Source organism: Brevirhabdus pacifica, from assembly GCF_002797755.1.
GTDB classification, from domain to species: domain Bacteria; phylum Pseudomonadota; class Alphaproteobacteria; order Rhodobacterales; family Rhodobacteraceae; genus Brevirhabdus; species Brevirhabdus pacifica.
The window spans coordinates 252,692-264,487 of the sequence record NZ_PGFI01000014.1 but is presented as its reverse complement, the minus strand read 5'-3'; the positions used below and the strand labels follow the sequence as shown (position 1 = coordinate 264,487).

Here is an 11,796-nt window from a genome sequence, read left to right as displayed (position 1 = left end):
TCGCTTGGCTGATACCTGCCCGGTGCGGACCAATTCGGGTCTGTCGCGCGCGCGGCCTCCATCCCGTCGGCTGCGCTGCGGCGTCCCATCCTGCCGCGCCTTTTCTTGCAGCATATCGCGGGCGGCGGTCCAGATCGTTACCTTTCGGCGATCCGACGTGGCGAAAATCAGCCGAGGCGGGGCGGATTACACGAGATCAGGGTCGGGTATTCCTGCCCCGTGGGACACGCGGGGGCGCGTAAGCGCGCGGGGTCACGGGGCATGCGGGAATCACCGGCCCCACACCGATCAGGTCCCGGGATCAATCCGCGCTGTCGGTATCGCCGATGCCGGCCTTGCGCAGGCCTTCATCAAGACCCTCCCACCACGGGGCGTAGCTGCTGTTCCAGGGGGCGCGACCCGTCTCGTCGGGGGTGCCGTCCTGCCACCAGACCGGCCCCCGCTCCCCCAGCCGGCGCTTGGCGGCGTCGACCTGGGCGCGGGCGGCGGCGACAGCCTCCTGCCCCGCCTCACCCTCTTCCTTCAATGCCATGCCGACGGCGCGTCGGGCCTGCATCAGCGCCTTGACCGCGGCGCGCCGGGTGGCGTCATCAAGCGAGGGGTCGGTCTTGCGCCACAGCCGGCCACGGGCCACGAAATAGCGCCCGTCCGGGGTCTCTGGATAGGATTTGCGCCGCGCGACGGCCATCGAACCCTCTGTCTCCGCCGCGCGGGACCGGCCGCTTCAGCCGGCCTTGCGCCAGGGCACCGTGAATTCGCCCAGCACGGCCGTCATCCGGGCCTCATCGCCGGCGTCGGGTCCTTCGATCTCGGCCACAAGGCCGCGCTTGGGATCCTCGACAACCTGGGCGACGCGGGCGTCCAGACCCTCGCGCTCGAGCGTGGCGTCGAAGACCCGGGTGATGGCGCGGCGGCGCAGGTCGGGCTTGAAGACCTTGCCGACGGCAGTCTTCGGAAGCTCGTCCAGGATCTCGAGATACTTGGGATGGGCGGCGCGTTCGTGGATGCGCCCGTTGGCGAATTCCATCAGCTCCTCCTCGGTGACATCGGCACCGGCGACCAGCTCGACGTAGACGCAGGGAAGCTCGCCGGCGAAGGCGTCGGGCTGACCGATCGCGCCGGCGAAGGCCACCGCGTCGTGCCCGGACAGCGCCTCTTCGATGTCGGCGGGGTCGATGTTGTGCCCGCCCCGGATGATGAGATCCTTGGCCCGGCCGGTGATGTAGAGATACCCGTCGCTGTCGATCCGGCCCAGGTCACCCGTGCGCAGGTAGTCGCCATCCACGAAAAGATCCTTGTTCTTGGATGGGTCGGTGTAGGTGTTGCCCGAAAAGACGCCGGGGTTGGCGACGCAGATCTCGCCCACCTCGTCGGCGCCGCAATCGCGCCAGCCTCCGTTGTCCCGCGCCAGGATCCGCACCCTAGTGTAGGGCAGCGGCAGGCCGACCGACCCGATCTTCTTGGTGCCGCCCGGAGGGTTGCACGACACCAGGCAGGTCGCCTCGGTCAGGCCGTAGCCCTCGACGATGGTAACGCCGCTGGCCTTTTCGAAGCGGTGGAAAAGCTCGACCGGCAGGGGCGACGAGCCCGAGAAGGCCGTCTTGACCGAAGAGACATCGGCATCGACTGGACGCTGCATCAGCGCCGAGATCGCCGTCGGCACGGTGATGATGAAGGTGACCTTCCAGCGTTCGATCAGCTTCCAGAAATTGTCGAACACCCCGTCGCCGCGATAGCCCTGGGGCGTGGGGAAGACCACGTGCGCGCCCGAGGCGATCATCGCCATCAGGATCACGTGGCAGGCAAAGACGTGGAACAGCGGCAGCGGACAGATGATCGTGTCATCCTCGCTGAACAGAAGCTGCTGACCAAGCCAGCCGTTGTAGACCATCCCCGAGATGCGATGCTGGGCCACCTTGGGCATGCCGGTGGTGCCGCCGGTGTGGAAATAGGCCCCCACCCGGTCGACGGGCGGATCTTCGAAATCGAGGGTCGTGTTCTGGCGGTCCAGTTCACGGTTAAAATCCATGACCTGGGCCTTGTGCTCGACTTTGTGCTTGGGGCGGACCAAAGGCACGATCCAGCTTTTGGGCGGCGTGAGATAACGGTTGAGGTCCACCTCCAACACAGTCTGGACATTGGGCGCCAGGCGCGCCGCCTCGGCCGCCTTCTCGGGCAGGTCGGTCTTGGGGAAGGCGCGCAGCGTCACCAGCACCTTGGCCCCCGTCTCGCGCAGGATGGCGGCGATCTGCTCGGGCATCAGTAGCGGGTTGATGGGGTTGGCGATGCCGGCCATGGCGCCGCCGATCAGGGTCACGGCGGCCTCGTTGCAGATGGGCAGGAGGTAGGCGACCACGTCGCCCTCGCCCACGCCGAGGCTGCGGAAAAGGTTCGCGGCCTGGACCGAGCGTTCGTGGAACTGCCGCCAGCTCAGCGTCTCCGCCTTGGCCGTGGGCGCGGACAGAAGCTGGAAGCTTATCGCGTTCCGGTCGCCGTGCCGTGTCGCCACGCGCGACGTGAATTCATACATGGTGCGCGGCAGGTCGCGGCTTTCCCAATCCGCTTCCTGTTCGATCTTCCTGAGGTCCTGCAAGGATGCAAAAGCCATAATGTCCGTCCTCCCTTGGCCCGGCCATGCGCAAGCGCCACCCGGTTGCCCAGAGGATGAGAAGAATTCGCCCCCGGCGCAAGCCGGTTGCTGCCGTGACTTTGCGGAAGATGGGGTGCGGCGGCACCGGGTGCGTGCCCCCGGAAGCCGGATCAGCCGTCGGCCAGCATCCCGTCGGTGAACTGAAGCCGGGCAAGGCGCGCGTAAAGCCCGCCCTCGGCGACCAGGGCGTCATGGCTGCCCTCGGCAACGATGCGCCCGTCCTCGAAGACCAGGATGCGGTCGGCCTTCTTCACCGTGGCCAGCCGGTGGGCGACGATCAGGGTCGTGCGGTCCCGGCTCATGGCGTCGATGGCGGTCTGGACCGCGCGCTCGCTTTCCGCATCCAGGGCCGAGGTGGCCTCGTCCAGAAGCAGCACGGGCGCGTCGCGCAGGATCGCGCGGGCGATGGCGATGCGCTGTTTCTGACCGCCCGACAGCATCACGCCGCGTTCGCCGACATAGGTGTCGTAGCCATCCGGCAGGGCCGCCAGGAAATCATGGGCGGCGGCGGCGCGGGCGGCGGCCTCGACCTGGGCGTCGGTGGCGTCGGGACGGCCGAAGCGGATGTTCTCGCGCGCGGTGGCGGCAAAGATCACCGGATCCTGGGGCACAAGGGCCAACGCCCGGCGGAAATCGCTGCGCGCCATGCTGCGCAGATCGGTGCCATCAAGGCGGATCGCGCCATCGGCGGGATCGTAGAACCGCAGCAACAGCTGAAGAACCGTGGTCTTGCCCGCGCCCGAGGGACCGACCAGTGCCACCGTTTCGCCCGGCGCGATTGAGAAGGACACGTCGCTCAGCGCCGGCTGGTCCGGGCGGCTGGGATAGCGGAAGGTCACCCCCTCGAACGCGATCCGCCCGGTGGTGGGCGACGGCAGGGCGACGGGATCGGCAGGGTCCGAAACGCTGTCGGTGGCCTGCAACAGCTCGGTCAGGCGCTCGGTGGCACCGGCGGCGCGCTGAAGCTCGCCCCAGATCTCGGAAAGGGCACCCACCGAGCCTGCGACCATGACCGAGTAGATTACGAACTGCACCAGCTCGCCCACGCTCATCAGGTCGGCGCGCACATCGCGGGCGCCGATCCACAGCACCCCGACCACGCCCGAGAAGACGAGGAAGATGACGATCACGGTCATCACCGCCCGGGTCAGGATACGGCGGCGGGCCGAATCGAAGCTTTTCTCGGTGACATCCGAGAAGCGCGCGCCGGTTTCCTCCTCGAAGCTGTAGGCCTGCACCGCCTGGACGCTGGTCAGCGCCTCCGAGGCGCTGCCCGAGCTTTGGGCGATCCAGTCCTGGTTCTCGCGGCTGAGCTTGCGCAGCCGGCGGCCCAGCACGACGATCGGAATGATCACCGCCGGCACCAGAAGCAGGACCAGCCCCGTCAGCTTGGCCGATGTGAACAGCATCAGCACCAGCCCGCCGAGGAAGATCAGCACGTTGCGCAGCGCCACTGAGACCGAGGAGCTGAGCACCGAGAGGATCAGCGTCGTGTCGGTGGTCAGGCGGCTCAGCACCTCGCCGGTCATCAGGCGCTCGAAGAACGCGGGGCTCATGCCGATCATGCGGCGGAAGAGGGCCTTGCGGATGTCGGCCACCACCCGCTCGCCCAGACGGGTCACGAGGTAGTAGCGCAGCCCCGTGCCCACGGCGAGGGCGCCGGCAATGGCCAGGGCGGCGGTGAAATACTGGTCCAGAAGGGTGACGGCCTCGGTCTCGAACCCGTCGACGACCCGGCGCACGGCAATGGGCAGGATCAGCGACAGGCTGGCCGTCAGTACCAGCGCCAGCCCCGCCGCGGTCAGCAGGATCCGGTAGGGCATGACAAAGGGCACCAGCACCCGGAGCGCCCCCATGTTGCGCGACTTCGCGCGCTCTTCGTCGCTTGTCCGTCTGACCATGCACCACGCCCCTTCATGTGCCCGGGCACGGTATAGAGGCGCGTTGCCCAGGCAACAAGCCGCCTGCGACCAACGGTCCCGTGAGCGATGCAAGCGCGCGCCAGGCGCGGCGTCATGCGGCGCCATGGGCGGCCGGGACAGGCGTCCAGGCACCTGGAGACATGACAATCGGGAAAGGATGGAGCGGGTAGCGGGAATCGAACCCGCACGACTAGCTTGGAAGGCTAGGGCGCTACCATTACACCATACCCGCGCTCGGGCCTGTTGCTATTGCAGCCCGTGGGCAAGGTCAAGAATCCAATCGGGCGCGGGCGCGGTCGGTGGCCCTTGGAAACGAGGCGGCCCGCCCTGCCCTCCGACGGATCGGTTGGGCGGGGCGGGCCGGCTTCTCTGTGCGTTGGTTGTGCGACCGGGAAGCGGAAGTGTCCGCTCACCGCTTCCCGGCCAAAGGCCGCCCGATATGGGGTCAGGCGGTGTTCGGGTGCCTCAGGCCGCGATGCGGCGATTCGAGGCGATGCGCGTATTGACGGTGTCGACCACGGCGTCGACATCCGCGTTGCTCATGCCGATGGAGTCGCCGATCAGCTTCACGACCATGTCGACGCGCTCGACGTTCTCGGCGCCGCCGTCGATGGCACGGGCCACCGAGGAGGGCTTGAGCAGGTTCTGAGCGGCCGCTGCGTACTTGGCGAAGGGCACCTGGTCACCGGCATCGGCACCCAGCTTGCGGGCGATGGCGTTGACATGCTCGTAGATCGCTTCCGAACGGTCGGCGTCGCCGTGCACGGCTTCCTTGATGGGCTGGACGCCGTCGGATTTGACGCAACGATAGTTGCCGGTCAGCAGCATCGACCACTTGGCAAGCGGCACGAAGAGCGAGTCCGAGACGCGCAGTTTGACGGGAACGTCCTTGCCGTCAAGACGGACGGCGGCGATGTCGGCCTCCATCTGGCGGAGCATCTCGTTGTGCTCTTCCTTCTCGAAGCGCGCGGCCTTGAAGTTGGTGGGCAGGCCCACGAACAGCACGTTCGGACCCTCGTCGGGCAGGCGGAACGCCTGCGGGTCGGGGCTGCACAGGGTGACGTTGCCGGGGGTGAAGGCACTCCAGACGTCGGGGCAGGAAAAGGCGTCGCGCAGGGCGGCGGCCTCGACACCCGGGATCCGGCGCAGGTAGGGCAGCGGCGGCATGTTCATGATCGACAGGCAGGGCAGACCGGCCTCGGCGATTTGGCTCAGCAGCTTGGCGATGTCGTCCGAACCGTACTGCGGCTCCTGCATGGCGAGGGCCACCATGTCGTATTGTGCCAGGTCGACTTCGCCGGGGGTGGTGGCGTCAAGCTTGCCGGGCTGATCGCCCGAACGGATCGCGCGATGCTCGTCCTCGTCGCGCAGCTTGATGCGGACCTCGGTGCCCTCGGCGTTGATCAGGTCGGCGGTCTCGCGGCGACAGACCAGGGTCACGTCGTGACCCGCCATCAGCAGCTTGGTGCCCAGCAGCGAGCCGTAGGAAGCCCCGAGTACGAGAGTTTTGTAAGCCATGATACTTCCGCCCTTTCACAAATATTCCGGTTGATCGGCGCCCCGTGGTGCGGGGATTCGCCGTGAATTCATGAGGTAATATAGTTGCGAAAAACGATGCGCCTAGGTAATTCGAGTAAATGTGTAAAAAGTGTAGCCTACATAAGCCACAAGATGTAACATTGTAAATAATGCTTTATTATCCGAGTATAAGCACAACTGATCGCGAGTTTCCATGCCAAAGACACTGATCGGGCCGCGGATGCGGCAGCTCCGGCGCGAACACAACCAGACGCAGGCCGAGATGGCGCAGGCGCTGGGGGTTAGCCCATCATACATCAACCTGTTGGAAAACAACCAAAGAAGCCTGTCGGTTCCGATGCTCATGGCGCTGTCGGACATCTACGACCTGGACTGGCGCGAGCTGACCACCGACGAGGCATCCAAGAGCATCGCCGACCTGCGCCACGCGATGCAGGACCCGATTTTTGGCGACACAAAGCCCGATCTGCACGAAATACGTGCGGCAATCGACCACGCCCCGCGGCTGGTCGAGGGGTTCTTGCAGTTGTATCGGGGCCACCGGACGACGCTTGAGAAGATCATGCGCTCGGGGATCGAGAAGATGCCCGAGAAGCTTCTTGAGACCTCGCCCGAGACGGTGATCCACGATTTCTTTCGCGATCACTCCAACCATTTCCCCCAGCTCGAAGAAGCCGCGGAGCGGTTGCGGGGCGAGCGCGCGGTGGCGCAGGAGGACCTTTATGTCCACCTAAAGGACCGGCTGCGCGACAAGCACGCGATCCAGGTCCAGACTCGCCCGCTGGAAGAGATGGATCAGACCCTGCGCTTCTATGACGAGGCCGCGGGCACCGTCTTCCTGTCCCAGGCGCTGGACCACAACAACCGGGTCTTCCAGCTGGCCCACGTGCTGGGTCTGATCGAGCTTCCGGACCTTCTGGATCGGCTGATCGAGAACAGCGGCATCAAGTCGGATCAGGGCCTCGCCCGCTGCCGGGTCGAATTGGCGAACTATTTCGCGGGGGCCTATGTCATGCCCTACATCCCCTTGCTGCGCACGGCGGAGCGGGTGCAATACGACATCGACCGGGTCGCCGCGGCCTTCGCCGTCTCGTTCGAGCAGGTCTGCCACCGCCTGACGACCCTGCAACGCGAAGGCGCGCGGGGCGTGCCCTTTTTCTTCCTGCGAATAGACAAGGCCGGCAACGTCTCGAAACGCTTCAACTCGACCTCGTTCAACCTGGCCGAATACGGTGGTGCCTGCCCGGTCTGGAACATCCACGCGGCCTTCTCGAACCCCGGGGTCATCATGCCCCAGTTCGTCGAGCTGCCCGACGGCGAGCGTTATTTCACCATCAGCCGCACCGTCCACCGCCCGGTGTTCAGCCAAGAGACCCAGGACCGGCGGCTGACCTTGGCGCTGGGGTGCGAGCTTCAGCACGCCCATCGCATCGGCTATGCCGCGACCTACAACCGCGATGACGAACGGCTGTTCGGACAGATCGGCCTGAACTGCCACCTCTGCCCCCGGCAGGCCTGTTCGCAGCGCGCCCACCAGCCATTGTTCGTGGAACTGCCCATCGACACCAACCGCCGGGGCAACACCCGCTACGAAAGCTGAGGGGCGGGCCGGCGCGCCGGCCTACCCTTCGGCCGGGGCTGGCGCGCCCTCTTCAAGCAGGGCGTCGAACCAGCCGCGATCCTTTTCGTAACCAAGCTGGATCACCAGCTCGTGCAGGACGGGAAAGCGGGTGAACTGGTCGATGATCCGTTTGCGGTGCCTGGGGGCGGCCCATTTGCGCCCCTGCCCCGCCTCGACCGCGCGCACGCCGTTCAGGGGGCCGTGCAGCTCATCGGGGATCGTCCCCTTGTGGAAATCGGCGAAACGCCCCTCGAATCGCAGGTCCATCTGCTGCGCCAGCAGGGTCTTCACGTCCTCGGGGTGGGCGGTGAGATCTTCGTATTTCAGGAAGAAGATCCCCTGCGGGACCAGGCCCGAGGCGGTCACCTCCATGATCGCCTTGTGGATCTGGAGGATGCCCGGCGCGGTCGGGGTGGGCGTCCTGTCGGGCAGGACAAGGTAGGCATGGTCCGCCCCCATGAAATAGTCGTCGGGCACCGCCGTGTGCCGACTGACCAGAAGGTTGCGCGGGTCGCGCAACATGACCACCAGGTCCAGTTGCTTGCGCCCGGTGTTCCTCTGAAGGATCTGCGGAACCCGGAAGATATCGTAGGGCCGCTTGGAGCAGTGGCTCCCCGGTCGGCCGATTACCGTTTCGGCCGTCACCTCGGAGTCGAACATGCCGAACCCCTGCAACGTGTGACGCAACATGTTGTAGAATAATGTACTGCCCGAGCGGCCATGACCGCACACCAACAGATGACGTTCCATCCGCCTGTCCCCTTTACTCGTCACTCCCCGGAATTTGCCCGCCGGGGTGCCGCCGCGCCCCTGCGCCGCGAACAAGCACGGATCAGGGCACCGATGGCTCTCGAAATGTTTCGGCCCAGAACTTCAGAAGGATCGCGCGCCGGTTTCGGTCAAGCGCGACCAGCAGGGCCGGTGACAGCGGAATGAAACGCCGCACGCTGGGTGCAAGCGCGGTCTCCGCCGCGTCCGTAGATGTTATCAAACCCGCCTCCGACAGCAAGGCCTGCGCCTCGGCCGAGAGCAAAAAATCCAACAATTCCGCTGCGTAAGCCTTCTGGCGGGCACCCCGGGGGATCATGTAACTGCGCGACAGGATCAGGGTATAATCCTCGGGCAGGATCACCCCCACCTCGGGCCGCGCGGCATTGGCCACGTAGGAACCCAGCACGTTGTAGGCCACCACGAAACGCCCTTGCGCCACACCCTCGATGATCTCGGCCGAGCAGCATGTCGCGACCGCATCGACCCGGGCGAAACTTTCCATCAGGGCGCCAAAGGTCGTGGCCTCAAGGCTGTCGCTATAGGCAAAAAGATACCCCAGCCCCGAGGCCGCGATGTCGTAGGTGGCGATGCGCCCCCGGAAACGCTCGGGCCGGGCACGAATCGCGTCCAGCAGGGCAAAGCGGCTGCGTGGCACCGCCCCACCCGCCAGCGCGCGTCGGTTGTAGACGATGACCGCAGGTTCGGTGGTCACGCCCCACAGCTCGTCGCGCCAGCGGCGGCTTTCCGGCAGGGCCTGGGTCGCGGGCGATTGGTGGGAATGGGCGCAGGCGGCATTCACCAGCGCCACCATCTGCTGCACCGCCGAGGAAAAGACCGCGTCGGCCGAGGTGCCCCCTTCCCGGCAATCGGCCCGGCTGCGGGCATAAAGCGCGTTGGACCCCCATTGCTCGTAGGTGATCCCCAGTTCGGGGCGCAGCTGTGCGAAGCGCTCGATGACGGGGCGGATGATCGCGATGTCGGTGGTCGAGCGGAGCAGAAGGGGCGTGTCCCCCTCGCCGAACCGGGCCACGGCCTCCTGGGCGCGCGACGCGGCGGGCAGCACCGTCAGCCCCGGCAGGACAAGCATCAGCGCGAATACAAACGCCCTCATTTCCCCTCCTCCGCCAGGGGCAGGACCAGGGCCGCGCGAAACCCACCCTCCAGCGGCGTCATCTCGACCGCGCCGTCGAAGGCCGCGGCGACCGAGCGCACGATCGACAGGCCCAGCCCCGCGCTGCTTTCGCGCGACCCGGCGTTGCGGTTGAACCTTTCGCCCAGCCGGGCGGTCACTGCCGGAGCCGGCCCCGGGCCCGCGTCCTGGACCCACAGGATCGCCCGGTCGCCGCGCCGTTCCGTGCCGATGGAAACCGGAGGGAGGCCGTGGCGGATGGCATTGCCCAGCAGGTTGCGCGCAGCCTCGCCCAGCGAGAAGGCGTCGGCGCGCACGATCACCGGCTCCTCCCCGATCAGCAGCCGGATTTCGACGCCCGGGGCGATCAGGGCATGGTCATCACGCTCGACGATCTCCAGCGCGACCTCGCGCAGGTCCACCGCCACCCGCTGGGCGCTGTCGGTCCGGTGGATCACCAGTGCCCGGCTGAGAAGCTGGTCCAGCAATTGGCCCAGCGAGCGGGTCCGCCCGAGCAGCCGATCCAGCGCGCGGCCCCGCGTGGCGCCCTCGGCCTCGGTGGCGGCGATCTCGGCCTGGACCCGGATCGCGGCGACGGGGGTGCGAAGCTGATGGGCGGTGTCCGAGATCAGGTTGCGCATGGTCTCGACCTGCCCGTCGAGCCGGCCCATGAAACGGTTCATCGCCCCCAGCATCAGCTGAAGTTCACGCGGCAGACGGTCGGTCGCGATGGGCGTCAGGTCGTTGGGATCGCGCCGGGCCAGGTCTCGGCTGAGCGCCTTGAGCGGATGCAGCGCCGAGCGGATGACGATCCAGGCGATGACCATCAGCGCCAGCCCCGCCACGGCCATCGGCAGGAGCGCATCAAGCATCAGCTCTGCCGTCATCGCCTGGCGCGCCCGCAGGGTCTGGCCCACGGTCACGTCGACCGGTCCCGAGAAGTCGCGCTCGACGAACCGGCGGGTGACGCGAACGAAGCGTGCCGCCTCGCCGTCCATCCGCGCATCGAAAAAGCGCGGGGAGGCACCGCCACGGGACGGCGGCGCGACCGGTCCGGCCCCATCGAGACCGGTGATCAGGCTGCCGCCCGGGCCGGTGACGGTGTAATGAACCCTGTCCTGGGGCGCCTGGGCCAGCAGCTCGAACGCCGAGACCGGCAGGTCGACCAGCGGCGCGCCGTTCTGGATGCGGATCGACTCGGCAATGTCGCTGGCAGCACCCAGCAGGATGCGGTCGTAGGCCTGCCGCGCCGCCTGCCGCCCGTTCCACCAGGTCGACCCGGCCACCAGCAGCCCGCCCAGAAGAAGGATTGCCAGCACCGCGCCCAGGACCCGCCCCGTCAGGCTGCGGGGCCTAACCATCCAGATCGATCCGGTAGCCGATGCCGCGCTGGGTATCGATGGCGATGTCGCTGCCGACGAATTTCTTGCGCAGGCGCGCAATGTAAAGCTCGATCGCGTTGACGCCCACGTCGGCCTGCTCGAACCCGTATAGGGAATCGTAAAGCCGTGCCTTGGACAGGTATTGCCCCCGGTGGCGGACCAGCATGTCCAGCAGGGCGGCTTCGCGCCGGGTCAGCTCCAGCCGGCGGCCGGCCAGGGTGACGCTCCGGTCCTTGGGCGCATAGGTCAGAGAGCCGAGGGTGATCCGCTCCTGCTTGTGATCGGCTTCCCGCCGGACAAGGGCGCGCAGACGCGCTTCCAGCTCGCGCTGATCGAAGGGCTTGCCCAGATAGTCGTCGGCGCCCTGATCCAGTGCCGCGACCCGGTCGTCCACCGATCCCAGCGCGGTCAGCATCAGCACCGGCGTCCGATCGGCCCCCGCCCGCATCTCGCGCAAGAGCGCCAGGCCCGAGCCGTCGGGCAGGTTGATGTCCAGGATGATGGCGTCATAGCGCTGCACGGCGCGGCAGTCCCGGGCGTCCTCAAGACTGGGAGCCAGGTCGCAGACCATGCCGCCGCGTGCCAGGTGGGTGATGACCCCCTCGGCCAGATCCTCGGCATCCTCGACCATCAAGATGCGCATGGCGCGTGCTCCCGCTCGTGGCCCGCCGGATGGCTGACAGGTTCGTGACAGGAACAACGGTTACATATTCGCAACCCGCGGGAAAGGGGCCGGATGGCCCGCATCACGCGGGAACCGGACCGGCGCGGGGGAGCGTGCC

The 11,796-nt window shown here is 67.1% G+C and carries 9 protein-coding genes and 1 tRNA gene; 1 reads left to right on the top strand and 9 read right to left on the bottom strand.

The genetic code is table 11. From position 1 onward, the window contains the following. Positions 1-301: 301 nt before the first annotated feature. The 5 genes from CLV77_RS15030 to CLV77_RS15010 form a co-directional block, all read right to left on the bottom strand. Entirely contained in the window at positions 302-688 is a 387-nt protein-coding gene (locus CLV77_RS15030; protein WP_076980359.1) for a hypothetical protein, read from the bottom strand. Between the two features lie 36 nt (positions 689-724). Further along, the gene (locus tag CLV77_RS15025; protein WP_076980358.1) at positions 725-2,608 is read right to left on the bottom strand and encodes an acyl-CoA synthetase; all 1,884 of its coding nucleotides are present in this window, start codon (positions 2,606-2,608) and stop codon (positions 725-727) included. Between the two features lie 152 nt (positions 2,609-2,760). Next, entirely contained in the window at positions 2,761-4,551 is a 1,791-nt protein-coding gene (locus tag CLV77_RS15020; protein WP_076980357.1) for an ABC transporter transmembrane domain-containing protein, read from the bottom strand. A gap of 179 nt (positions 4,552-4,730) precedes the next feature. Then, positions 4,731-4,804 (bottom strand) — tRNA-Gly (locus CLV77_RS15015). Positions 4,805-5,037: 233 nt separating this feature from the next. Then, the gene (locus CLV77_RS15010; RefSeq protein ID WP_076980356.1) at positions 5,038-6,090 is read right to left on the bottom strand and encodes a ketopantoate reductase family protein; all 1,053 of its coding nucleotides are present in this window, start codon (positions 6,088-6,090) and stop codon (positions 5,038-5,040) included. A 241-nt stretch (positions 6,091-6,331) separates the two neighbouring features. Between CLV77_RS15010 and CLV77_RS15005 the strand changes: the two genes are divergently transcribed. Beyond that, the gene (locus CLV77_RS15005) at positions 6,332-7,711 is read left to right on the top strand and encodes a helix-turn-helix domain-containing protein (protein ID WP_321174935.1); all 1,380 of its coding nucleotides are present in this window, start codon (positions 6,332-6,334) and stop codon (positions 7,709-7,711) included. Between the two features lie 21 nt (positions 7,712-7,732). Here the strand turns inward: CLV77_RS15005 and CLV77_RS15000 are convergent, their stop codons facing one another. The 4 genes from CLV77_RS15000 to CLV77_RS14985 all read right to left on the bottom strand — a co-directional run bounded on the left by CLV77_RS15000 (position 7,733) and on the right by CLV77_RS14985 (position 11,657). Continuing rightward, positions 7,733-8,482, bottom strand: a complete 750-nt coding sequence (locus CLV77_RS15000) for a hypothetical protein (RefSeq protein ID WP_143815111.1) — start codon at positions 8,480-8,482, stop codon at positions 7,733-7,735. Between the two features lie 82 nt (positions 8,483-8,564). Then, on the bottom strand, positions 8,565-9,614 hold the full coding sequence (locus tag CLV77_RS14995; RefSeq protein WP_076980353.1) for an ABC transporter substrate-binding protein: 1,050 nt from the start codon (positions 9,612-9,614) through the stop codon (positions 8,565-8,567). Next, positions 9,611-10,993 (bottom strand): sensor histidine kinase, encoded by a 1,383-nt coding sequence (locus CLV77_RS14990; protein WP_076980352.1) that lies wholly within the window; start codon positions 10,991-10,993, stop codon positions 9,611-9,613. Before CLV77_RS14990 ends, CLV77_RS14995 begins: the two co-directional genes overlap by 4 nt. Beyond that, positions 10,986-11,657, bottom strand: coding sequence for a response regulator transcription factor (locus CLV77_RS14985; RefSeq protein ID WP_076980351.1), 672 nt, complete (start codon positions 11,655-11,657; stop codon positions 10,986-10,988). The genes CLV77_RS14990 and CLV77_RS14985 overlap by 8 nt, the downstream gene beginning before the upstream one ends. Between the last annotated feature and the right edge of the window lie 139 nt (positions 11,658-11,796).

Excerpts from the sequence above, each read along its gene's own strand:
- CLV77_RS14990 (WP_076980352.1), bottom strand. The coding sequence starts at position 10,993 with ATGGTTAGGCCCCGCAGCCTGACGGGGCGGGTCCTGGGCGCGGTGCTG.
- CLV77_RS15010 (WP_076980356.1), bottom strand. The coding sequence starts at position 6,090 with ATGGCTTACAAAACTCTCGTACTCGGGGCTTCCTACGGCTCGCTGCTG.
- CLV77_RS15020 (WP_076980357.1), bottom strand. The coding sequence starts at position 4,551 with ATGGTCAGACGGACAAGCGACGAAGAGCGCGCGAAGTCGCGCAACATG.
- CLV77_RS15005 (WP_321174935.1), top strand. The coding sequence starts at position 6,332 with ATGCGGCAGCTCCGGCGCGAACACAACCAGACGCAGGCCGAGATGGCG.
- CLV77_RS15030 (WP_076980359.1), bottom strand. The coding sequence starts at position 688 with ATGGCCGTCGCGCGGCGCAAATCCTATCCAGAGACCCCGGACGGGCGC.
- CLV77_RS14985 (WP_076980351.1), bottom strand. The coding sequence starts at position 11,657 with ATGCGCATCTTGATGGTCGAGGATGCCGAGGATCTGGCCGAGGGGGTC.
- CLV77_RS15025 (WP_076980358.1), bottom strand. The coding sequence starts at position 2,608 with ATGGCTTTTGCATCCTTGCAGGACCTCAGGAAGATCGAACAGGAAGCG.
- CLV77_RS15000 (WP_143815111.1), bottom strand. The coding sequence starts at position 8,482 with ATGGAACGTCATCTGTTGGTGTGCGGTCATGGCCGCTCGGGCAGTACA.
- CLV77_RS14995 (WP_076980353.1), bottom strand. The coding sequence starts at position 9,614 with ATGAGGGCGTTTGTATTCGCGCTGATGCTTGTCCTGCCGGGGCTGACG.